This window comes from Bradyrhizobium sp. UFLA05-108 (genome assembly GCF_059803455.1).
Map to the genome: position 1 here is coordinate 39990 of NZ_JBANAZ010000005.1, position 22750 is coordinate 62739.

Genomic DNA, 22750 nt, shown 5'->3' on the forward strand with positions numbered 1-22750 from the left:
GACCATTCAGGCATCGAAGCCTTGACGGGAGATCATTTCAATGACGAAGGACACCCTGACATCAGCAAGCCGCCGCCAGAGCCTGATCGCGATGCTCTCCATTCTAGTGATCGCGCTTGCGGCCTCATCGTTCACGATCAATACGGCGGCACATGCCGCAGACTCGGGTAATCTGCCGCGTATTCTCGTGCTCGCAACCGGCGGGACCATCGCGGGTCAAGCCGATCCACGCGCAGCAGGCGCCTACAAATCCGGTCAGATCACCGGTGAGCAACTGGTCGCCTCGGTCCCGGGCCTCGACAAGCTCGCGAGCGTGAATGCCGAGCAGATTTCGTCGATCGGGTCGCAGGACATGAACGACAAGGTCTGGTTTGCGCTAGCCCGTCGCATCCAGCAGGCGTTCGACAAGAACGAGGCCGATGCGGTCGTCATCACCCACGGCACGGATACGCTGGAGGAGACCGCGTTTTTCCTTGATAACGTGGTCAAGGGCGACAAGCCGGTCGTCATCGTGGGCTCGATGCGTCCGGCCACGGCGGTCAGCGCGGATGGTCCTGGCAATCTCTATGAAGCCTTCCAGGTCGCCGGCGATCCGCGTTCTCGCGGGCGGGGCGTCATGGCCGTGTTGAACGACAAGATCCAGAGCGCCCGCTCGGTGACCAAGACCAACACCACGAGCATCGAGACGTTCATGTCGCCCAACGACGGGCCGATCGGCTATGTCGACACCGCCGGTGGCGTTCGCTTCATGGCGCAGGCGCCGGGTGCGAAGCGTGCGACCTATACGCTGCCGGCAAGCGATCCATTGCCCCGCGTCGAGATCATCTACTCCCATGCCAACATGGATGCCATTCCGATCGAGGACGCGATTTCGCACGGCGCAAAGGGCATCGTGCTCGCAGGCGTCGGCGACGGCAACACGTCGAAGTCCGCACTTGACGCGCTCGAGGCGGCCGCAAAGAAGGGCATCATCATCGTCCGCGCCACGCGCGTCCGCTCCGGCTTCGTCACGCGCAACGTCGAAGTCGACGACGACAAGAACGGCTTTGTCGTTTCCGAGGACCTGAACCCGCAGAAGGCGCGCGTCCTCACCCAGCTCCTGATCGCGAGCGGCGTCACCGCCCCGGCCGAGCTTCAGAAGGCCTTCACCGCGACCTGGTAGTTTTTTGTTCGAGCAAGATCTCCGCGCAAACGCGTTCCGCGTTTGTCGCGAGGGAAAACCGCTTCACACTTTGCGCTAACGAGGCCCTTCAGGTCCGGATCATGCTCTAGTTCAGCACCTCGACGGTCGCCGAGCGGCCGGCGACCAGTGCGATGTTGTCGGGGATCTGGTCAAGCGCGATTCGCACGGGAACGCGCTGCGCCAGGCGCACCCAGCTGAACGTCGGGTTGACGTTAGCGAGCAAATTCGCGCCCGCAGCGCGGTCGCGATCCTCGATCCCGGCCGCAATGCTTTCGACATGACCGGTGAGCCTGGTAGGCTCACCCATGAGGCGGACCTGCACCTTGTCGCCAATGCGGATGCGCGCGAGCTTGGTCTCCTCGAAGTAGCCCTCGACGTGTAGCGTGTCGGTGTCGACGAGCGCCATCACGCCCTTCCCGGCCGTCACATACGCGCCGGGCCGCAAGTCCATGTTGGTGATGATGCCGTTCACTGAGGCCCGCACGTCGCTGCGATCGAGATTGAGTTGGGCCACCGCTCGGTCGGCGACCACCTGATCGTAGGCCGCCTTGGCCTGCAACTGCGTGGCCAGCACCTGTTCCTGCTTCTGCTGCGAGACCGCGTCGGTGGTGAGCGCGCTGTAGCGCTTGAGGTCGGCATTGGCCTGGTCGAGCGTCGCGCGATGGCCGGCAAGTGCGGCGTCGGCCTGTTGCAGTGCCAACGCAAAGCGTTCCCGATCGATGCGGAACAGCACGTCGCCGCGATGAACCTTCTGGTTGTCCTTGACCAGAATCTCCGTCACGAAACCCGACACGTCGGGCGCAACCTGGACCACGTCGGCGCGGACGCGCCCGTCGCGCGTCCAGGGCGACTCCATGTAATAGGCCCAAAGCCCGCGGCCAACGGCGAGCGCCGCGACGACGACCAGCATGGTCAGAGCCACGCGACCGAGCCACCCAAAACTCCCTTTCATGGCAGAAACTCCGAAAGATAGACGACGCCGCCGAGAATGCAGACGAACAGCGCGAAATTGAACAGCGCGCGATGCCAGACCAGCCGGTAGAGGCCGAAGCGCTGCATCAGCCGGCGCAAGAGAGCGCTGAGCGCAAAGGCCACAATCAGCCACAAGAGCAGCGCCGGGACGAGCACGCCATAAATGTCGATCTCATACCTCATGCCGCAAAGCTCTCCCCTCGCTGCGGGCGATAAGCCGGCGCTCCCGGAAACAGCCCTCGCCGGATGCCCACGAGCCCGAGCAGCGCGTCCTCCCGCGCCTGCGGGTTGGGATCCTCGACGGCCGCGGCGAGCGCAGCGTCGATGCGCGTCAGGAGCTCAGTCGGCATGCCGCCGCCGGCATAGCTGCGGAATGCGACGGCGAGTTGGTCGAGCATGTCGTCGAGAACGAAGAGCGTGGATGCAGCTAGGCCGTAGCGAGCCCGCCGAAGATGTATGATGTTGAGCCCGATGCGGAGCTGCGCCAGGCTCTCGGTGTCGCGACGGTCGGCCTCCGAGACGAAGGCGATACGCTGCACGAGCAATCCCATTCGGTGCAGCATCAGGCCCGCAAATTCCGCGCGATCATGCTTGCCGCGGCGTTCGGCGGCAACCGCGAGCGTCTTCCAGCTCGACAGCACCAAGCGCTTGGCGATCCACTCGGCCCCCACCCCGCGCGCGATCCTGGTCACCACCTCCGCGGCGACGATGCCGAGAAAGAAGGCGATGGTGGAATTGGCGAAGGCACCAAAGTCCGCGCTGTAGGTGGATTGCAACGCGAGCAGCGTCGCGGTGTTGACCGCGAGCGCCGAGCCGCTGCTTGCAGTCGCTGGCCGCGCGATCAGGAGGCCGTAGAGCAGGAAGGTCGGCGCCAGCGCGAGGATCAAGACCTCGATATCGGAGATCGCAGGCACCACCGCGAACAAATAGATCGCGACCACGACGATCGCGACCAGCGACCACAGGCCAAAGCGACGGATGAAGCGTGCGGGCTCGTCCTGGGCGGCGAAAAAGCAACAGGCCACTGCCGCCATCATCGGCGCCGAGGCGCCGTCCGGCCAGGCGGTCCCGATCCAGAAGGCGCAGCAGATCAGGATGGCGATGACGGCACCGGCCGCCGACCACAGCGCGAGGCCGCGGTCGCGATGACGCACGGCCGCAGCACCAGCCTCGGGCTGGAAGGCGAGATCGACCGTCGAAATCCTGCGGCCTGCCGCGATCGCCTCGCTCAGCGCGCGGCAGTCACGGGAGAGATCGACGAACTCGCGCAACCGCGATAGGAGGCTGGTCGTGATGATCCGCTCCCAGGAAGCGTTGCCGTCGAGTGCCGCCTGCCGCGCCTCGATCGTGGCGCGGATCGGGCCGGCCGGCAGCCGCGCGTCCTCCGAGACCCATGTGCCGAGATCCCAAAGCAGGCGTTTCAGCTCGGGCTGTGCCTGGAGGCCACGTTCGCCAAGGGCGGCCAGCCGATCCTCAGTCGAGGCGATCACGGGCAAGAGCATCAGCATCCGCATGCGGATCTCGCGAAGGCCGGTCACGGCTTCGGCGTCCGCCACGCGGTCATAGCCGAGATGGATTGCAAGCGTGCCGATCTCGACAATGTCGGTGGCAAGGCGCAGCCGGAGCGCGCGGCGCGCCTCAACGGTGCCGCGACCCAGCAATGTGTCGTGGCTCAGGAGGCGCGCGTCCCTGAGCCAGTTGTCGACCCGCGCAGCGACAGCCGGGGCGACGCTGCGGGGAAACACGATGGTCGAGACCAGGCTCGCACAGATGATGCCGAGCGAGATCTCCTCCACCCGCGCAATCGCGATGTCAAAGATGTTTCCGGGATCTGAAACCGAGGGAAAGCCGATCAGCGCAACCGTGTAGCCGGCCAGCATGAAGAGGTAGCTGCGCGGCGTGCCGTCGAGCAGCGAGACGTAAAGGCAAAGACCGACCCAAAGTGCGATTGCGAGACAGAGCAGCTCCGGCGCGTCGACGAGATTGGGCACCATGGCCACCGTCGCCGTGGCTCCGACGAGCGTCCCGATCACACGGAAGAATGCCTTCGAACTGGTCGCGCCGGCGAGCGGCTGCGAGGTGATGTAGACGGTCGCCATCGCCCAATAGGGCCGCGGCAGGTCGATCCACAGTGCGATGACGAGCGCCAGCATCGACGCGGCAAACGTCTTCAAGGCAAAGATGAGGTCCGCGTGGCGGACCAGGAACGGCTCGTCAGCGCGCATGACTATTTCGCCTCTGAACCAGTCTTCGCGTCATGCAGGCGGTTGGCGCGCTGCTCGATGCGCTGGAGCGTCGCGAAGGTTATCGCAAGTTCCTCGGCTCCGATATCCTTGAGCAGGCTCGCCCGCACCCGCCGCAACACGCGATTGATCTCCTCGACCTTGGCGTCACCCGTTGCTGTGAGATGTAGCGTTTTGGCACGTCGGTCGGTCGGATCCTCGCGGCGTTCTACGAACCCCTCGGCCTCCAGAAGATCGATCAGCCGCACCAGCGAGGGGCCCTCGATCCCCAATTCGTCGGCGAGTACGCCCTGGCGCACCGAAGTTCCCTGCCGGGACAGCAACAGAAGTGGAATCGCGGTCGCATAGGACAGGTCGTGATCCGACAGCGCCTGGTCCGACTCGCGACGCCAGATGCGGCCAAGGCGCGCAATCAACCGGCCAATCTCGGCGTGGATATGGGACTGCGAGGGAGCCATGCAAATTAGATAGGACACAAACTATTAGGAGGCAACTATATACGTCGGATTATTGCGACTGATCACGGGAAAGCGAACGAGACCGACGCACCATGAGCGCGGGTTCCACGACGGAGGCAGGCCAGGCGCTGCACGGCGACAGCAGCCTGTCGCTCGTGCCGACCTTTGTCGTGGTGGCCGTGGATGCCACGGGATTGGGGATCATCCTGCCCCTGCTCCCATTCTACTCGCTGCGGCTCGGCGCGACACCGTTCATGCTGGGCATGCTGATCTCGGCCTACGCCGTCTGCCAACTCATAGCCGGACCGGTGGTGGGCATGCTCTCGGACCGCTATGGCCGCCGCAAGGTCCTGCTCGTCAGCCAGATCGGTACGTTCGTCGGCTTTACCCTGCTCGCGCTTGCAACCAACCTGACCCTGGTCTTTCTCGCCCGGATCATCGACGGTCTGACCTCGGGCAATATCTCGGTGGCGCATGCCTATGCGGCCGAGCACAGCGCGCCGTCGACGCGCAAGCAGGCGCTCGGGATGACCAGCGGAGCGATCGGAACGGGACTGTTGCTGGGACCGGCGCTTTCCGGCTTTCTCGTCCATTACGGTGACACCGCGCCGGTATGGGCCGCCGCGGCACTATCGCTCATCAGCATTTTGGCGACCGTCGCCTTGCTGCCGCCCGACCATCCTGCCTCCGAGCCGCTCTATCATCACCGCGTTCCCCAAGCGGAGGTGACACGCGCGATCGTCGGCATGCGTCATGCGTGGCGGGTGCTCGGCCTCCTGATCGTGTTCTTCTTCGTCAACTCGATGTTCCTGTCGCAGATCGGCCTATTCCTGTCGGCGCGGTTCTCATGGGACGGGCATCCCTTCGGCGCGCGCGAGCTCGGCTGGGTATTCGCCTATGCCGGCTTCATCAACATGGTTGTCCAGGGCCTGCTGATTACGCGCGCGAACCGCTTTGCATCCGACCGCGGCATCGTGCTGCTGGCATTCGCATGCATGGCGCTGGGATTTTCCGGCCTCGCGATCGGAAACAGCAACAGCCTGCTCGCCATATTCCTGACGTTAATCATCATCGGCACCATGTTCACCCGCAGCACGCTGACGGCGGAATTGTCACGCAGCGCCGCGATCAACCGCCAGGGCATGATCATGGGCCTCAACCAGTCGCTGATGTCGGGCGCCAACATCACCGCGCCGCTCCTGAGCGGCGCGCTGATCGGTCATCGGCTGTTCGTCGTCTGGGCGCTCGCGATGGCGGGCATCGCGGCAATGGGAGCGGCACTGGCCTGCCGCTTGCCCGCCTCGCCTCGGGCGCGCTAGGCGCCTGCCTCAGTTGGCGTCGTAAACCTCCGGATCGTAGCTCGAGCTGGGCTTCTTGAAGGCGTTGCGGAGCGCCGGCGACATCGGGACGTTGAAATTGATCCCGTTCGGCGGCACCGGCGATTGCAGCCACTTCTTGTAGAGCACCTCGATCTCCGGGCTCTGGTAGAGCTCGGCGGTCGCGCGGTCGGCAAGCGCCTTGAACGGCGCGTCGTCCTTGCGCAGCATGATCCCGAATGGCTCAGCCTTCGAGAAGCTCTCGTCGCTGATCATGTAGAGCGACGGCTCCTTCGAACGCGCGATCGCTACCGCGAGCTGCACGTCGTCGAGCGCATAGGCCTGCGCGCGGTCGGTCTCCAGCATCAGAAAACCCTCGGCCTGGTCCTTGGCCGGCAGAATATTGATCCCGAGGTTGCGCTGGGTATTGACCTTGGCAAGCTGGTTCAAATTCACCGATCCCGCCACCGCTGTGACTGACTTGCCCTTGAGGTCATCGATCGTATCGAGCTTCTGCGCTTTCTTAGCGGCAAATCGCGTCGCGCTAAGGAAGTGCGTGTTGGTGAAGGCCACCTGCTTCTGGCGATCGGCGTTGTTGGTGGTCGCCGAGCAATGCAGGTCGAGCGTGCCGTTGACCATCAGCGGGATACGGTTCGACGACGTCACCGGCGTGAACTCGACAGCGATGTCAGGCAGGCCGAGCTGCTTCTTCACGGCATCGACGATTTTGAGGCAGATATCGAGCGCAAAGCCAACGGGCTTCTGGTCCCCGTCCAGATAGCTGAAGGGAATGGACGCTTCCTGGTAGCCCAGAGTGATCTTCTTCGTCTCCTTGACCTTCTCGAGGGTGCCTCCGAGGTCTTCGGCTGCAACCGGGCCCGTCACAAGGGCAAGAGCGAAAAGCACGGCTCCCAAGCGCATCAATCTCTCCTGATATCATATCGACTGCGGGCATTCATGCCCAAGCCATACAATGAGATCCTGAGCCGATACGCAACCCTTCGCAAATGCTGGGCCACCTTCGCTGCGAGACTACGTCTACCAGCTATCGCGTTTCATAGGGGACGCGCTCCTTCGGCTCCATCCAGATTCCCGCCTGCGAATGCTCGCGGATGTGATTGACCAGGAAGTCGGAAAACACCCTGATCTTGGCGGGCAGCCTGACGCGGTTCTGGTAGGCGATGTTCATGGTGAGCAAGGGCAGCTCCCAGTCCATCAACAGCGGCACGAGTTGTCCCGAGGAAATGTCGCCCTGCACGATATAGAGCGGCTGGACGAGGATGCCGAGGCCTGCGAGCGCGGCGCCGCGGATCACCTGGCCGTCATTGCTGTCGAGCGTCGGCGCGATGCGGATGGTCTGGGCCGCATTGTCCTTGCTGAGCCGCAGCGAATAGGGATCGTTGGCGAGGTTGTAGATCAGCATGTCGTGGCGGGCGAGATCTGCCGGGTGCTCCGGCCGGCCCTGCCTCGCGAGATAGGAGGGAGCTGCCGCCAGCACGCGCCGCATCTGGCCGATGCGGCGGACGACGATGTTGGAGTCGGGCTCGTGCTCCCTGGTACGGATCGCGACGTCGATGCCCGCCTCGATGAAATCGGGATAGCGGTTGGCGGTGATGATCTGCACGCTGAGCTTTGGATAGAGCGCGCGGAACGCCGGCAGCATCGGCGCGAGATAGATCATCGCAAACGACAGCGAACTCGTGACCCGCAGCACGCCCTTCGGCGACAGCGCGCGGTCCGATACCGCGTCTTCGGCCTCGGCAAGCTCGTTCAAGAGCGTGCTGCAACGCTGCAAGAGTTCCTGCCCTGCTTCCGTCAGCCACTGCCGGCGCGTGTTGCGCTCGATCAGCCTCACCGCGAGCCGCTCCTCCAGCGCGCTGAGATGCCGGCTCGCGGCGGCATTCGACATTCGCAATGTTTCGGCCGCCTTGGAAAGGCTGCCGAGCTCGGCCGTTTTGGAGAAGACCTCGAGTTGAAGAAGACGGTCCATTTTTGCATAAATCGGAAAAGAGACTTACGATTTTTGGCCTTTATTTCCGATTTCTGCAAGGCAAAATACCCCAAACAGCAAGACGAGCGGCGAGGAAATCAGGAAAATGTCGGGCCCGATCAGGCACATCGTGATGTGGCGGCTGCGCGGGGAGACGCCCGCGGAGCGCTCCGCGGCCCGGCTCAAGGTCAAAACCCTTTTCGAGGGCCTGAAGGGCCAGATCGATGGCCTCACTCATATTGAGGTCGGCCTCGACGTCAGCGATGTCGACTACGCCTGCGACGTCGTGTTGTTCTCCGAATTTGCCGATCAGGCCGCCCTTCAGGCCTATGCAACCCATCCGGAGCACCTGCGCGTCCGCGAGGCGCTCGGCGACTTGCGGATCGGCCGCTTCCAGGTCGATTATCCCATCAAAGAGACCGGCGCATGATCGGTTCATTCACCTTTGAAAATCTCCCCTGCCGCGTCGTATTCGGCAGCGGAACGCTTGCGGCAGCCAAGGCCGAGGTCGAGCGGCTGGGCGGCAAGCGCGCGCTGGTGCTGACGACGCCGCAGCAGGAGGCGCAAGGCAAGAACCTCGGCGCTGCGCTCGGCCCGCTCTATGCCGGCCTCTTTGCCGGCGCGACCATGCACACGCCGGTCGAGGTCACCGCGCAGGCGCTCGCCGCGATGAAGGTCTGCGAGGCGGACTGCGTCGTCTCGCTCGGCGGCGGCTCGACCACGGGCCTTGGCAAGGCGCTGGCGTTACGCACCGGCGTCAATCAGCTCTGCATCCCCACCACCTATGCCGGCTCGGAGATGACGCCGATCATCGGCCAGACCGAGAACGGCCTTAAGACCACGGTGCGCGACGCGGCCGTGCTGCCGGAGACCGTGATCTACGATGTCGACCTCACTTTGACGCTTCCGGTCGGCCTGGCAGCGACCTCCGGCATCAATGCGATCGCGCACGCGGTCGAAGCGCTTTATGCACGCGACGCCAATCCCGTGACCTCGCTGATGGCGGAGGAAGGCATCCGCGCGCTAGCGCGTGCCCTCCCCGCCATTGCCGCGAAGAGCGACGACCGCGAGGCCCGCACCGAAGCGCTCTATGGCGCCTGGCTCTGCGGCGTCTGCCTCGGTACCGTCGGCATGGCCTTGCATCACAAGCTCTGCCACACGCTCGGCGGCACGTTCGATCTGCCGCACGCTGAGACCCACACCATCGTGCTGCCGCATGCGCTGGCCTACAATGCGCCCGCCGTGCCCGATGCCATGATGCGCATCTCACGCGCGATCGGCGCGGCCGATGCATCGCGAGGGCTTTACGACCTTGCCAAGCGGCTGAATGCAAAGCTGGCCCTGCGCGACATCGGCATGCCCGAGGGCGGTATCGACAAGGCGGCGGATCTCGCAGTCACGAACGCCTATTGGAATCCGCGCCCGCTCGAGCGGAACGCCATTCGCGACCTCATCGCGCGCGCCTGGGCGGGCGAGCCGCCGGTCGCAACCAAAGCGACGGCCTGAGGCGATGCGGCGCACGCTGATCAAATCGGCAACCATCATCAGCATGGATGAAGCCATCGGCGATCTCCGGGCCGGCGATGTGCTCGTCGAGGGCAACCGGATCGTTGACGTGCGCACCGGCATCGAGCTTGGCAGCGGAGCGGCCGGCACCGATGTCATCGACGGCACGGGGCGCATCGTCATCCCGGGTCTGATCAACGCGCATATGCACACCTGGCAGACGGGCTTGCGCGGGTTTGCCGCGAACTGGACGCTACTCGAATATTTCCGCCGCATGCATGCGGGGCTGGCGACCGTGTTCCGGCCCGGCGACATCTATATCGCAACCCTCGTCGGCGCACTGAATCAGATCAATCAGGGCACCACGACGCTGGTCGATTGGTGCCACAACAATCCGACACCTGACCACACTGATGCCGCGGTGCGAGGTCTGATTGAGAGCGGTATCCGGGCCGCTTTCTTCCACGGCTCACCGAAGCCCGAGCCAAAACCCGGCGAGCCGCATTTCTCCGAGATCCCGCATCCGCGCCGCGAGGTCGAGCGGCTGCTGGCGGGTCCCCTCGCCAACCGTGGCGGCCTCGTCACGCTCGGACTTGCCATTCTCGGCCCGCATTATTCGACGCTCGACGTCGCCATGCATGACTTCGGCCTGGCGCGGGAGCTTGGCCTGATCGCATCGATGCACCAGGGCGGCGGTCCGCCCAAGACCCCTGGCGGCTGGGAGAAGCTGATCGAGGTCGGCCTCGTCGGTGCGGGCGTCAATATCGTCCACGGCAACGATCTCTCCGACGACCTCCTGCAACGTCTCGTCGATCTCGGTGCGTCGTTCTCGGTGACGCCGGAAAACGAGATGATCCAGGGTCACGGCTTCCCGATTACGGGACGGCTCCTGAATCGCGGCGTCCGGCCGACGATCGGCATTGATCTCGAATCCGTGCTGGCCGGCGATCTCTTCTCCGCCGCGCGTGTCGCGCTGTCGATGCAGCGGGCGCTCGACAATGCCGAGTCGCGCAAGGCCAGCGGCAGCATTCCGGCGACGACGACGATTCCGGCGCGCGAGGCGCTGCGCTGGATCACGCTGGAAGGCGCCCGCATGCTTGGCCGCGACAGCGAGATCGGCTCACTGACGCCGGGCAAGCTTGCCGACCTCGTGGTCATCAATGCCTCCGATCTCAATCTCTTTCCGGTCCACGATCCCGTCGCCACGGTCGTCATGCAGACGAGCCTTGCCAATATCGAGGCCGTGATGATCGACGGCGTCTGGAAGAAGCGGAACAGCAGGCTTCTGGTCGACGGGCTGGAGCCGAAGAAGGAGCTGCTCGCGCAATCCGGGCGGCGGCTGGTGCAGGACATCGAACGACAGGGACGCGCCGCCTGAGGCGCCAATGGACAACAAGAATGACAGACTCTTCGAGAAACATCGCTTTCATCGGCATCGGCAAGATGGGCCTGCCGATGTCGACGCTCGTCGCCAAGGCCGGCTGTGCCGTGACCGCCTTCGACCCAAGTGCGGCTCGTATCGCTGCCGCACGTGAACAGGGCATCGCTGTTGCGGCGTCACCGACTGACGCAGTCAGCGGCCGGGCCGCTGTGATCACTTCCCTGCCCGACGATGCTGCGCTGCGCGCCGTGATGCTCGGCCCAACCGGCCTGATCGGCTCGATGGCGCCGGGAGCCGTGCTGATCGAGACCAGCACAGTCAGCGCGGAGGCCTCCGCTGAGGTTGGTGCCGCGGCACAGGCGCGCGGTGTCGCCTATCTGCGTGCACCGGTCTCGGGCAATGCCAGCATCGTCCACACGGGCGCGCTGACCTGCTTCGTCTCGGGCCCGAAGGACACTTTCGAGGCCGCAAAGCCGCTGTTCGCAACTTTCACCCGTGCGCAGTCATATCTCGGGCCCGGCGAAGAGGCGCGCTACGCAAAACTCGCTGTCAACCTGATGATTGCGGTGTCGGCCGCCATGATGGCCGAGAGCCTCGCGCTCGCGCGCAAGGGCGGAATCGCCTGGCAGGACATTCTGAAGGTGCTCGATGACAGCGCGGTTGCCTCGCCCATGGTGAAGTACAAGACCGCGCCGCTCAGGACCCGCGATTTCGAGTCGACATTCTCCTGCAAGCAGATGGCCAAGGATCTCGATCTGATCCTTGGTGCCGGCCATGCCGTCGGCGTCCCGCTGCAACTCGCAGCGCAGGTGCGCGAGACCTACGGCTCGCTGGTCGCGCAGGGCGACGGCGAGACCGACTTCATCGCGACCGTCAAGCACCTGGAACGGCTGTCCGGGCTTGGCGAGCCAAAACTCTGATCAACGGAGGCAACGTTGCGTAACTTCAACGAGAACACGATCACCGACGCCGTGCTGGAGCGGATCACGGGCGCGACCGATCCGCGCGTCAAGCAAGTGAGCGAGGCGCTGGTGCGCCACCTTCATGCCTTCGTGCGCGAGGTCCGGCCCACCCAGAAGGAATGGGAGTACGGCATCGACTTCCTCACCCGCACCGGCCACATGTGCGACGACAAGCGCCAGGAGTTCATCCTGCTGTCGGACACGCTCGGCGTCTCCATGCTGGTCGACGCCATCAACCATCCAGTGCCGGAAGGCGCGACCGAGACCACGGTGCTGGGCCCCTTCTTCGTGCAAGCCGCTCCGGAGAAGACCCGCGGCGAGAACATCTCGGGCAAGATGGAAGGTGATCCGATGCTGGTCACCGGTTCGGTCTCGGCCGTCGACGGCCGGCCGCTCGCGGGCGCCGTGGTCGATGTCTGGCACTCCGACGACGATGGCTATTACGACGTGCAGCAGCTCGACAAGATCGGCGATCTCGCGATGCGCGCGCGCTTCCACACCGACCAGAACGGCCGCTTCCATTTCTGGTCGATCAAGCCCGCCGCCTACCCGATCCCACATGACGGGCCAGTCGGCGAAATGCTGGAGGCGCAGGGCCGACATCCCTGGCGTCCCGCGCATGTGCATTTCATGATCTCCGCGCCCGGCTTCGAACAGCTCGTGACGCATGTGTTCGTCGCCGGCGACCAGTACCTCGACAGCGACGTGGTGTTCGGCGTCAAGGATAGCCTGATCCGCGAGTTCGTCCGTCATCCGGCCGGCCGTGCGCCGGATGGTCGCATGGTGGACAGCGAATATTTCCATCTCAACTATGATTTCGGCCTGAAGCAGGTTGCGAGCGGCGCAAGAGCTGCTTAAGCCGGATCACGGCTGAAAGGACCGACAAGAGTCCGGCAAGCCGAGCTTTTTGGAGAGGACGGACGATGGAGGAGGCTGACACACCGCTGCTCGAGCTGCGCGGCATCAGCAAGGAGTTTCCGGGCGTCAAGGCGCTGGACGACGTGTCCTTTGCCGTGTTTCCCGGCGAGGTCCATATGCTGCTGGGCGAGAACGGTGCCGGCAAGTCGAGCCTGATGAAGGTGCTGTGCGGAGCCTACCGAGCCGACGCCGGCGAATTCTACTACAAGGGCCAAAAGGCCGCGATCGCCTCGACCACGGATGCGCAGATGCTCGGCATCGCCGTCATCTTCCAGGAATTCTCGCTCGTCCCCCATCTCGACATCGCTCAAAACATCTTCCTCGGCCGCGAGCCGAAGGGTCGCATTCCCGGCACCATCGACCGCCGCAGGATTTTAGCCGACGCCAAGCGCGTGCTCGACACCATCGGCTTCGAGATCGACCCCTCTGTCACCGTCGACAAGCTCGGCGTCGCGCAGCAGCAGATGGTCGAAATCGCCAAGGCGATCAGCCAGAATGCGCGCATCCTGGTCATGGACGAGCCGACTGCGGCGCTGTCAGACCGCGAAACCGAGCTCCTGTTCGCGCTGATCGCACGGCTAAAGGCCGATGGGGTTGCCATCGTGTATATCTCGCACCGCATGGCCGAGGTGTTCGCGCTTGGCGACCGCATCACCATCCTGCGCGACGGCCGGCGTATCGACGGCGTCAGGCCGGCCGACGTCACGCCCGACCAGCTCGTGCGCATGATGGTCGGCCGCACCGTCGACATGACCTATCCGCGCAACTTCGCCGACAAGCCCGGCGAGGTGCTGCTCAGCGTCAAGGGCCTGACCTCACCGACCGGTATTTCCGAGATCGACATCGAGGTACGCCAGGGCGAGATCGTCGGTCTCTGCGGCCTCGTCGGCTCGGGCCGCAGCGAAGTCGCGCGCGCGATCTTCGGCGCCGATCCCGTGACCTCCGGCGAGATCATCTTTGACGGCAAGACCATCTCCGGCGAACCCGACGTCGCGGCACGCCGCGGCATCGCCCTGATCCCGGAAAGCCGGAAGAGCGAGGGCCTCGCACTGCTCCGCTCGGTCGGCGACAATCTCGTGGTCTCGGCGCTGCGAAAGTTGTTTCCAAGCGGCCTGTTCGATCAGCGTAGCGCGCAACGCACGTCCGACAACCTGATCCGGCAGCTCAGGATCGCGACGCCGAGCGCCCGCCAGACCGTCGGCCTGCTCTCTGGCGGCAACCAGCAGAAAGTCGTGATCGGCAAGTGGCTGGCTGCCGGCGCGAAGCTCTTCATTTTCGACGAGCCGACACGCGGCATCGACATCGGCGCCAAGTCCGAAATCTTTGCCCTGATCGACCGGCTGGTCGCCGAGGGCGCGGCTGCGCTGATGATCTCGTCCGAGCAGGTCGAGATCTGCCATGTCTGCGACCGCGCCTACGTGATGCGCGAGGGCCGCATCGCCGGGCATCTGGCGCGCAATGAACTGACCGAGGAGAACATCGTGCGACTGGGGATGCACCATGCATGAGGCCGCGGTCATTTCGCAACCAAATCCGCTCCAGCGCATTCCCGGCGTCGCCATCGTGCTCGTGCTCCTGGTCGCGCTGTTCGGGGCGATCGCCCCCGGCTTCCTGTCGGTCGCCAACCTCTCCAACGTGCTGGTGCAGTCGACGATCCTGACCATGCTCGCGCTGCCGATGACGCTGATCATCATGACCGAAGGCCTGGACCTCTCGATGGGCGCGGTGCTGACGCTGACCTCACTCTGCGTCGCCATCGTGTCGCTCGCGACCAAGTCGATGCTGCTGGGTCTTGGTGCCGGCGTGCTGGTCGGTGCGGCCTTCGGCACGATCAATGGCTGGCTGGTCGCGATCCTCGGAATACCGCCCTTCGTCGCGACGCTCGGCACACTCGGCATGGCGCAGGGCCTGTCGCTGATCGTCTCTGACGGCCAGAGCGTGGTCGGCATCCCGCACAGTGTGCGTGACATCTACTCATCCACGCTTCTTGGCGTGCCCTTGCCGATCGTGATGGCGCTCGCGACCTACGCGTTCTTCCATGCCCTGCTCTATCACACCCGCTTCGGCACCTACATCTTCGCGCTCGGCGGAAACCGAGAGGCGCTGAGATATGCCGGCCTCTCGCCGAACCGGCTGCTGATCGCCGTCTACGCGCTCGGCGGCACCATGGCCGGGGTCGCAGGCCTCTTGATGACCGCGCGCATGAATTCCGGCCACCCGACTGCCGGTCTCGGCCTCGAATTCGATGCGATCGCGGCGGTTGCGGTTGGCGGCACCTCCTTCGAGCGCGGCAATGGCTGGCTGCTCGGCACCGTGCTCGGCGTCATCGCCGTCGGCGTCCTGCGTAACGGCCTCAATCTGATCTCGCTGCCGTCCTCGGTGCAGGTCGCGAGCGTCGGCGTTCTCGTCATCGTCGCGCTGTTCCTGGACGGCATCAGGAACCGCGCATGACCGACATCACCAAGGAGGCCCTCTCGACGCCCCGCTCCTTCCTGTCGCAGGACGCGATCCAGGTGTTCTACCGCTTGCTCGCGGCACTGCTGATCTGCGCGGTGCTCGCTGTCCTCAGTGACTCCTTCCTGAGCCTCGGAAACATCCTCAACGTGCTGCGGCAGGCAAGCCTGACCTTCTTCATTGCCTCAGGCCTGACGCTGGTGGTCCTGACCGCCGGCCTCGACCTCTCCGTTGGCGCCAATGTCGCTCTCTCAGCCTGTCTCGCCGGCACCGTGATCCATCAGACCGGCTCTCCCGTGCTGGGCGTTCTCACCGCGCTGGTGGTCGGGGGCGTCGTTGGTCTCCTTAACGGCGTCATGGTGACGGCGCTGCGCATCCCCTCCTTCATCGCCACCTACGGCATGCTCTGGGTGCTGAACGGCCTCACTTATTGGTACATGGCCGGCGACACCATTCACGGCTTCCCCGCGGGCTTCCGGCAGATCGGCAGCGGCTATCTCCTCGGCCTGCCAATCCCGCTCTACCTTCTGCTGATCTTCCTTGCGATCGGCACGCTGTTCGCGCAGCGGACCATCTGGGGCCAGGAGATCTATGCGATCGGTGCCAACCCGGTTGCTGCGCGGCTCTCCGGAATTCCGGTCGCGCGCCGGCTGCTGCTGGTCTATGCCGTCTCCGGCACCATGGCGGGGCTTGCGTCGATCATCTTCCTGTCACGGCTCAATTCGGCCGAGGCCGACATCGGCGAAAGCCTGACGCTGCCCGCGATCGCGGCCGTGCTGATCGGCGGCACCTCGCTGTTCGGCGGCATCGGCACGGTATTCGGCACCTTCGTCGGCGCGCTGATCCTGACGCTGGTGCTGAACGGCATGAATCTCTTGTCGGTCAGCGCCAACTGGCAGCCGCTCGTTACCGGCATCATCGTCATTCTCGCTGTCTGGCTCGACATGAAGACCCGTCGCCGCACGCAATGAGTTCGTCGCAACCGATCCAACAAACCAAAATGAGGGATGGAGACAATATGAAACAGAGACTGGGCTATCTTGCACTGCCGCTTCTTGCGGTCACATTCGCGGCACCGGCTTATGCCGACGGCGAAACCATCGCCGTGTTTACAAAGAACCAGACCAACCCCTATTTCCAGACGGTGCGCGTCGGTGCCGAAGTAGCGGCCAAGGCGCTGAATGCCAAGACGTTGCAATATATTCCGACCAAGCCGGACTCCATCCCCGAGCAACTCAGCCAGATCGAGGACGTCGTCGTGAAGAAGCCCAGTGCGATCGTCTTCATTCCCGTCGACTACAAGGCGATGGTGCCTGGTGTCGAGAAGATCAACGACGCCAAAATTCCGGTGGTCAACATCACCGATCGCTCCGCCGGAGGCAAGTTCGTCTCCTTCGTCGGCGCCGACGACTACAGCCTCGGGCTCGAGACCGCGCGCTATCTGCTGAAGACGCTCGGTGGCAAGGGCAACATCGTCATCATCGAGGGCGTCAAGGGCTCGCTGACCAATGTCGACCGCGTCCGCGGCTTTAACGATGCGCTGAAGGAAACCCCGGGCGCGAAACTTCTGGCCTCGCAGCCCGGCAATTATCAGCGGCTCCAGGCGCTCCAGGTGATGGAAAACCTGATGCAATCGAACTCGCAGATCGACGGGGTGCTCGCCGCCAACGACGCCATGGCGGTCGGCGCAATCGAGGCGCTGGATGGCGCCAACCGGAAAGCGCAGGTGATCGGTATCAACGGCACCAAGGAAGCCATCGATGCCATCAAGTCCGGCAAGCTGCTCGCAAGCGGCGACTATAACGGGTTTGCGCAGGGCTGTCTCGGCACCATGATGGCGATCCGCAACTTGCGCGAACAGCCCGTCGTCGCCGAGATCGTGCTGAAGCCCACCGTCATCACGAAGGACAATTTCGGGCCGTTCGACGTGCCACTCGAGCAGCGCACCTGCCCGACCTGGGAAGAGGCGCAAAAGCTCGGCACGAAATAGGCTCGCTCTGTCGAAAACCGGGACGGCCGTTCAATGCGGCCGTCCCAAAAACATCTGCGGAGACATCATGCTGTTTGCCATCCACGCCCTTGACCATGCCAACGCATTGCCGACCCGGCTCGCCAATTACGACGCGCACAAGGCGTTCCTGAGCGACACCTCGCGCTTCGGGGTCAAAATCGTGATGTCCGGCCCGCTGGTCTCCGACGACGGCGAGAAGATGATCGGCAGCCTGTTCCTGATCGAGGCGCCCGGACGGGCCGAGGTCGAGGCCTTCAACCGCGCCGATCCCTTCGCCGCGGCCGGCATCTGGGAGAAAGTCACGATCACCGGCTTTTTGCGCCGCCAGGGTTGAACGGCCGCAACCGCTACGCGTCGATGCCGCGCTGAACCAGGATACGCTCCGCGCTGTCGTTCCAGACGTCCATCTTGGTGATCTTGCCGCCCTTCACCACGAAGCGATCGACATAGCGATTGCCTTCGAAAGGTGTGCCGTCGTGCCATTCGCCGTAGAGCGTGCCGACACTGTAGACCACGGTCTCGCCCTCGCCCGGGCAGACGTCGAACCGGTCCATCTTCTTCTTGACCCAGCGATAGCGCCTGGCGTTGAAGCCAGCCGGCCCGCGCGGATGGTCGAACTCGCGCCCGCCGGTGAAGGTGATCACCGTGCCCGGAGCCAGGTAGACGGCCGCAGCCTCCGGATCGGGGATCATCGAGGCCGTGAGATAGGCCTCCACGATCTCGGCGTCGGACAAGGACTTGCTTGGGGCTTTTGCGGCAACGGACATCGCGGTTTCTCCGAAAGATGCGGAATACTACCCCCGGCTTGCTGGATTGCATGCATATATTTTGAACATTTCCCTCGCTAGACTGCTGGGACTTCGGAGGCGCCTCGCACGGCACGCTCCTGGATGCTCACGCCGTGAATGGTGCCCATGACGAGCCGAACCGCTTTCGACCTGATCTTCCGGAACGCGCTGATGCGCGGCGCCACCGCTCGAGCGGATATCGGCATCTCCCAAGGCAAGATCGCCGCGATCGAGCCGCGCCTTCAGGCCGAAGCCGTCGAGATCGACCTTGAAGGCCGGCTCGTTCTGCCCGGCTTCGTCGACACCCACATCCATCTCGACAAGGCCTGCCTGCTCGGCCGCTGCGGACATGATCATGGCAGTCTTACCGACGCCATCCGCGCCGTCTCGGCGATGAAGCGCGATTTCACGGTCGAGGACGTCTATGCGCGCGGCGCAAGAGTGCTGGACCGCGCGATCGTTCACGGCACGACGCGGATGCGCACCCATGTCGAGATCGACCCGCGGGTCGGCCTGCGCAGCTTCGAGGCCGTCAAGACGCTAAAGCGCGACTATGCCTGGGCGCTGGATCTGTCACTCTGCGTCTTTCCACAGGAGGGACTGACCAACGATCCCGGAGCTGAGGAGCTCTTGATCCAGGCGCTGCGCGACGGCGGCGATGTGATCGGCGGCTGTCCCTATACCGACACCGATCCGAAAGCGCACCTTAATCGGATCTTCGACCTCGCGCAGGAATTCGACGTCGATGTCGATCTTCACCTCGACTTCGACCTCGATCCCTCCTGGTCGCATCTCGGCGAAGTCTGCCGGCAGACCGAACAGCGCGGCTATCAGGGGCGCGTCGCGACCGGCCATGTCACGAAACTCTCCGCGCTGCCGCCGGAGCGCCTGAAACCGGTGGTCGAACGTCTGGCGAAAACGGGCGTCGCCGTCACGGTGCTGCCCGCGACCGATCTCTATCTGATGGGCCGCGACGCCACCCACAATGTGCCGCGCGGAATCACCGTGGCCCACAAGCTCGTCGCAAGCGGCGTGCTGTGCTCGGTTGCGACCAACAACGTGCTCAATCCCTTCACGCCGTTCGGCGATGCCTCGCTGCTGCGGATGGCGAATTTCTACGCCAATGTCGCGCATGCATCAGTCGGCGAGTTCGACACCTGCATTGACCTCGTCACCGAATTGCCGGCACGCCTGATGAACCTCGGCAATTACGGCATCAAGATCGGCAACCCTGCCGATCTCGTCGTGCTCGATACGCGTGACTTCCGTTTTGCGATCGCCGAGCTGCCGGATATTTTGGCGGGCTTCAAGAACGGCCGGCAGGTCTTTGAACGACGCCCGCCGGTGCTATTCAGCCCCGGCGCTTGATCCGCGCCAGGATCCGGTCCGCCTCAGTGCGCCAGTCGGCGTTGCGCGCGAACTCTTTCGTGCCCTTGGTACCGAACAGGCCTTCGTCAGCGAGATCGGCGACCCAGGCCTGTCGCTCGGCGGTGCCTTGCGCCGACCATGGCGTCAGCCCCGCCTCGCGCACGGTTTCGGCGACCTCGCGCACTTCCTCGGCGCGTCGGCGGCCGTGCTCGATCACGCGCTGGAAGAAATAGGCGCCTTGCTTCTCCCAGTTGATGCCGGGAAAGGTTTCCGCGAGCGAGGCCAGCACCGCATCTTCGACGCCATAGGCGCGCGCCGTCGTAAAGCTCTCGATGACCATGGCTTCCAGGCCCTTGATCATGATGCTGCGGCACATCTTTACCGCCGAGGAGACGCCGAGCTTGTCGCTCGCGACTTTGGCGGCAAAGCCGATCGCGTTGAGAAGTGGCTCGAGCTCGCGTGCGCCGGGGCCACCGAGCAGCAAGGGCACCTTGATGCGATAAGGGGGCACCGAGGTCATCACCGCACCCTCGACATAACGTCCGCCTGCGTCGTCGATCAGTCCGGCTGCGCGCTGCTTGGCGCCGGGCGAGGCCGAGTTGAAGTCGAGGAACCAGGTCCCCTGGTTGATCGCGCCGGCGCAGGCTTGCGCCACCGGGACTGCTTGGCTCGCGGTGACCGCGGAAACGATGAAGTCGGATTTTGCGGTGAGGTCAGCATGCGAGGCAGCTAACGTAACGCCGTGGTTCGTTGCATGATTGCGCAAGGCCGCGCCCTGCTCGGTCCGGAGCTTGAGGTCGAAAGCCGCGACCTTGATATCCTGCTGGCGCAAGTCCTCCGCGAGGATCTTGCCGACCTCGCCATAGCCGACAAGTCCTATCTGCCACCGCCTGGAATCGGACATCAGTTCATCCCTCGCGTGGTCTCGTCAAAGAGCTCCTCGACCGCAAAGCGGCGCGGGATCAGCGCCTGCTGGTACGCATAGTCGATGATCAGCTCCAGCGGCTTGCTGTTCGCTTCGACCCCGAACGGCAGGAGATCGGGCGACGCGGCCGGGCCCGCCTTCACTTTGCCGGCCTTCAGGAGATCGTACACGCCGGCGACGATATCGGGGCGCGATTTTGCCAGAGCCTCGGTCACCACCACGAGATGGTTGACCGGGACCACGCCACGCCGGGCGTACCAGGCCGCGGCCTCCGCGGCCGGATCGGGAAACAGCGGCTTGAGCCGCGGATCATTCGAGGTCTCGCCGAGCACGGCGTCGAGCTCGCCATCAAGCAGCATCTGGAGGATCTTCTTGTCCTTCGGCGCTCGTTCCGTGGTGTCGACATATTCGGCAACATGCGGATCCTCGAACGTGATCCAGCCAATCTTGTCCAGGTTCACACCGTAGTCGTTGGCCAAAATGCCCCTGATCCAGGCGCCGGTCGTTGTGGTGAACGACCGGATCCCAACGCGCTTGCCTTCCAGATCGGACGGGCCGAGCTTGCCGCGCTCAGGATTATACAGCGCGTAAGCGTGCTGGAAGCGGCCGAGCATGGTCGCTGGCAGAAGCACGAGCGACTTGCCATGGGCTTTCGCCATCAGATACGTGACGATCGCCATCTCGCAGACGTCGAACGCCTGCTCGCGCACCATCGGCTTGAACGCCGTATTGGTCGGCGTGTATTCGATGAAGTCGAGATCGAAACGGTCGGAGCGGAGCTCTCCGCTCTTCAACGCCTGCACGTGCGGATGACTGCCGAGCACGGTCCGCAGCTTGACACGATCCATCAGCCCACTCCGCTTTTCGTCTGCTTAGACGTCCTCGGGATTGTCAACATAGACGAGCCCGGCTTTCGCCAGAGCCTCGCGCATGTTGTACATGTCGAGGCCAAGCTCGCCCGAGGCGAGGCGGTTGCGCTTGCCGCCTTCGTCGGCGTTGCGCTTCCTGGCCTTCTCTGCAACCTCTGTCGCGGTCCGCTTCGGCACCACGACGACACCGTCGTCATCGGCCACCACGATATCGCCGGGCTCGACGTTCACCCCGGCGCAGACCACGGGAATGTTGACAGAGCCGAGCGTCGCCTTGACCGTTCCCTTCGCCGAGACGGCGCGCGACCACACCGGAAAGCTCATCTCGTGCAGCGCCTTTACGTCGCGGCACCCGGCGTCGATGACGAGCCCCTGTACGCCACGCGCACGAAGCGAGCTTGCGAGCAGCTCGCCGAACATGCCGTCGGTATTGTCGGTGGTGCAGCCAACCACGAGGATATCGCCCAGCCTGCATTGCTCGACCGCGACATGGATCATCCAGTTATCGCCGGGCTGCGCCAGCACGGTGACGGCGGGACCCGCGATCTGCGCGCCGGGCCAGATCGGGCGCATATAGGGCTTCATCAGGCCGACGCGGCCCATCGCCTCGTGCACGGTGGAAACGCCATAGGCCGACATGCCGGCGTGATCGGCGCGCTTGATGTTGCGAACGACGACGGGCTTCATGCCAGGACTTCCTCAACCGTCGGGAACAGACGCTGATAGGCCTCGCCATAGGTCATCGGCACGCCGGTGTTGCGGCTACCCTGGATGCCGCGGTTGAGCGCAACGCGCTCATAGTAGCCCCAGAGATGCTTCTGCGCAGCGAGGATCTGGAATGCCTCGTACTTCTCCTTCCAGACCTCGTCGATCTTCAGGATCAGGTTCGGCTTGAAATTGCACATCTCGGGCTGATGCGGCTCGAACAGGAATACCGGCGGCGCGGCATATTTGTACTGCGCGCCCGGCTTGTGGCCCATGGCTTGCGCGACCACGCGTGTCTCTTGCGCGAAATGCGCCGCATTCGGGTGGTCGAAATTATAGGGATCCTCCAGCGCATGAGTCAGCACGAAGCTCGGGTTGAGCTCGCGGTAGATATCGACCATGCGATCGAAATGGGCTTCCGTCAGCTTGAGCGGATAGTCGCCACAATCGAAGAACTCGATCTCGGCGCCGAGGAGTTTGGCAGCGCGCTCGGCCTCGTCCTTGCGGCCGGCCTTCACCGACTCGAGCGTCGCGCCCTTTTCCTTCCAGGCGAACTGACTCTCGCCACGCTCGCCGAAGGACATGCAGACGATCTTCATCCGGTAGCCCTTCTTTGCATGCAGCGCGATCGCGCCGCCCGCGCGCCAGACGAAATCGCCGGGATGCGCGGTAATCACTAGACCTGTCTTCATGGGACAAAC

Annotated in this window: 24 protein-coding genes; 13 read left to right on the forward strand and 11 right to left on the reverse strand. The window is 64.2% G+C overall.

The genetic code is table 11. From position 1 onward, the window contains the following. The first annotated feature begins 40 nt into the window (after positions 1-40). Positions 41-1162 carry an asparaginase gene (locus SO140_RS05195; protein ID WP_449378793.1) on the forward strand — a complete coding sequence of 374 codons (1122 nt, stop codon included), beginning with the start codon at positions 41-43 and terminating at the stop codon, positions 1160-1162. Between the two features lie 106 nt (positions 1163-1268). Here SO140_RS05195 and SO140_RS05200 read toward each other — a convergent pair whose 3' ends face one another. From SO140_RS05200 to SO140_RS05215, 4 genes are read right to left on the reverse strand one after another with little or no spacing between them, the layout of a single operon-like run. Then, complete coding sequence (locus SO140_RS05200; RefSeq protein WP_449378794.1) at positions 1269-2135, reverse strand: efflux RND transporter periplasmic adaptor subunit; 867 nt, start codon at positions 2133-2135, stop codon at positions 1269-1271. After that, positions 2132-2338: a DUF1656 domain-containing protein gene (locus tag SO140_RS05205; RefSeq protein WP_254094511.1), complete on the reverse strand. Its 207-nt coding sequence runs from the start codon at positions 2336-2338 to the stop codon at positions 2132-2134. The genes SO140_RS05200 and SO140_RS05205 overlap by 4 nt, the downstream gene beginning before the upstream one ends. Next, positions 2335-4380 (reverse strand): FUSC family protein, encoded by a 2046-nt coding sequence (locus SO140_RS05210; protein WP_449378795.1) that lies wholly within the window; start codon positions 4378-4380, stop codon positions 2335-2337. Before SO140_RS05210 ends, SO140_RS05205 begins: the two co-directional genes overlap by 4 nt. A gap of 2 nt (positions 4381-4382) precedes the next feature. Continuing rightward, complete coding sequence (locus SO140_RS05215; RefSeq protein WP_449378796.1) at positions 4383-4856, reverse strand: MarR family winged helix-turn-helix transcriptional regulator; 474 nt, start codon at positions 4854-4856, stop codon at positions 4383-4385. Positions 4857-4948: 92 nt separating this feature from the next. On the opposite strand from SO140_RS05215, the gene SO140_RS05220 reads away from it, so the two are divergent. Beyond that, positions 4949-6175 carry an MFS transporter gene (locus tag SO140_RS05220; protein ID WP_449378797.1) on the forward strand — a complete coding sequence of 409 codons (1227 nt, stop codon included), beginning with the start codon at positions 4949-4951 and terminating at the stop codon, positions 6173-6175. Between the two features lie 9 nt (positions 6176-6184). Here the strand turns inward: SO140_RS05220 and SO140_RS05225 are convergent, their stop codons facing one another. Together SO140_RS05225 and SO140_RS05230 are read right to left on the reverse strand one after the other, a co-directional pair. Then, positions 6185-7093: an amino acid ABC transporter substrate-binding protein gene (locus SO140_RS05225; RefSeq protein ID WP_449378798.1), complete on the reverse strand. Its 909-nt coding sequence runs from the start codon at positions 7091-7093 to the stop codon at positions 6185-6187. A gap of 124 nt (positions 7094-7217) precedes the next feature. Continuing rightward, positions 7218-8162 (reverse strand): LysR family transcriptional regulator, encoded by a 945-nt coding sequence (locus SO140_RS05230; RefSeq protein WP_449378799.1) that lies wholly within the window; start codon positions 8160-8162, stop codon positions 7218-7220. A gap of 106 nt (positions 8163-8268) precedes the next feature. Between SO140_RS05230 and SO140_RS05235 the strand changes: the two genes are divergently transcribed. From SO140_RS05235 to SO140_RS05280, 10 genes are all read left to right on the forward strand, one after another. After that, complete coding sequence (locus SO140_RS05235; protein WP_449378800.1) at positions 8269-8592, forward strand: Dabb family protein; 324 nt, start codon at positions 8269-8271, stop codon at positions 8590-8592. Continuing rightward, a complete protein-coding gene (locus tag SO140_RS05240) occupies positions 8589-9668 on the forward strand; it encodes a maleylacetate reductase (protein ID WP_449378801.1) in 1080 nt (359 codons plus the stop codon). Before SO140_RS05235 ends, SO140_RS05240 begins: the two co-directional genes overlap by 4 nt. A 4-nt stretch (positions 9669-9672) precedes the next feature. Beyond that, the gene (locus tag SO140_RS05245; RefSeq protein ID WP_449378802.1) at positions 9673-11046 is read left to right on the forward strand and encodes an amidohydrolase family protein; all 1374 of its coding nucleotides are present in this window, start codon (positions 9673-9675) and stop codon (positions 11044-11046) included. Between the two features lie 20 nt (positions 11047-11066). Then, on the forward strand, positions 11067-11969 hold the full coding sequence (locus tag SO140_RS05250; RefSeq protein ID WP_449378803.1) for an NAD(P)-dependent oxidoreductase: 903 nt from the start codon (positions 11067-11069) through the stop codon (positions 11967-11969). Between the two features lie 15 nt (positions 11970-11984). Beyond that, on the forward strand, positions 11985-12869 hold the full coding sequence (locus SO140_RS05255) for an intradiol ring-cleavage dioxygenase (RefSeq protein ID WP_449378804.1): 885 nt from the start codon (positions 11985-11987) through the stop codon (positions 12867-12869). 65 nt (positions 12870-12934) lie between these two features. Then, positions 12935-14437: a sugar ABC transporter ATP-binding protein gene (locus SO140_RS05260; RefSeq protein WP_449378805.1), complete on the forward strand. Its 1503-nt coding sequence runs from the start codon at positions 12935-12937 to the stop codon at positions 14435-14437. After that, complete coding sequence (locus SO140_RS05265) at positions 14430-15380, forward strand: ABC transporter permease (protein WP_449378806.1); 951 nt, start codon at positions 14430-14432, stop codon at positions 15378-15380. Before SO140_RS05260 ends, SO140_RS05265 begins: the two co-directional genes overlap by 8 nt. Further along, complete coding sequence (locus tag SO140_RS05270) at positions 15377-16354, forward strand: ABC transporter permease (RefSeq protein WP_449378807.1); 978 nt, start codon at positions 15377-15379, stop codon at positions 16352-16354. The genes SO140_RS05265 and SO140_RS05270 overlap by 4 nt, the downstream gene beginning before the upstream one ends. Before the next feature lie 47 nt (positions 16355-16401). Further along, the gene (locus SO140_RS05275) at positions 16402-17373 is read left to right on the forward strand and encodes a sugar ABC transporter substrate-binding protein (protein ID WP_449378808.1); all 972 of its coding nucleotides are present in this window, start codon (positions 16402-16404) and stop codon (positions 17371-17373) included. A gap of 67 nt (positions 17374-17440) precedes the next feature. Next, entirely contained in the window at positions 17441-17728 is a 288-nt protein-coding gene (locus SO140_RS05280) for a YciI family protein (RefSeq protein ID WP_449378809.1), read from the forward strand. Between the two features lie 13 nt (positions 17729-17741). On the opposite strand, the gene SO140_RS05285 is transcribed toward SO140_RS05280, so the two are convergent. Beyond that, positions 17742-18161, reverse strand: a complete 420-nt coding sequence (locus tag SO140_RS05285; protein WP_449378810.1) for a nuclear transport factor 2 family protein — start codon at positions 18159-18161, stop codon at positions 17742-17744. A gap of 147 nt (positions 18162-18308) precedes the next feature. Between SO140_RS05285 and SO140_RS05290 the strand changes: the two genes are divergently transcribed. Further along, positions 18309-19550: an amidohydrolase family protein gene (locus tag SO140_RS05290; RefSeq protein ID WP_449378811.1), complete on the forward strand. Its 1242-nt coding sequence runs from the start codon at positions 18309-18311 to the stop codon at positions 19548-19550. On the opposite strand, the gene SO140_RS05295 is transcribed toward SO140_RS05290, so the two are convergent. The 4 genes from SO140_RS05295 to SO140_RS05310 are packed head-to-tail and all read right to left on the reverse strand — an operon-like array spanning position 19534 to position 22741. Continuing rightward, a complete protein-coding gene (locus tag SO140_RS05295) occupies positions 19534-20454 on the reverse strand; it encodes a DUF1932 domain-containing protein (protein ID WP_449378812.1) in 921 nt (306 codons plus the stop codon). The genes SO140_RS05290 and SO140_RS05295 overlap by 17 nt on opposite strands. Then, the gene (locus tag SO140_RS05300; protein WP_449378813.1) at positions 20454-21323 is read right to left on the reverse strand and encodes a substrate-binding domain-containing protein; all 870 of its coding nucleotides are present in this window, start codon (positions 21321-21323) and stop codon (positions 20454-20456) included. The genes SO140_RS05295 and SO140_RS05300 overlap by 1 nt, the downstream gene beginning before the upstream one ends. A gap of 24 nt (positions 21324-21347) precedes the next feature. After that, positions 21348-22031 (reverse strand): 4-carboxy-4-hydroxy-2-oxoadipate aldolase/oxaloacetate decarboxylase, encoded by a 684-nt coding sequence (locus SO140_RS05305; protein ID WP_449378814.1) that lies wholly within the window; start codon positions 22029-22031, stop codon positions 21348-21350. Beyond that, a complete protein-coding gene (locus tag SO140_RS05310; RefSeq protein ID WP_449378815.1) occupies positions 22028-22741 on the reverse strand; it encodes a PIG-L deacetylase family protein in 714 nt (237 codons plus the stop codon). Before SO140_RS05310 ends, SO140_RS05305 begins: the two co-directional genes overlap by 4 nt. Positions 22742-22750: the final 9 nt, after the last annotated feature.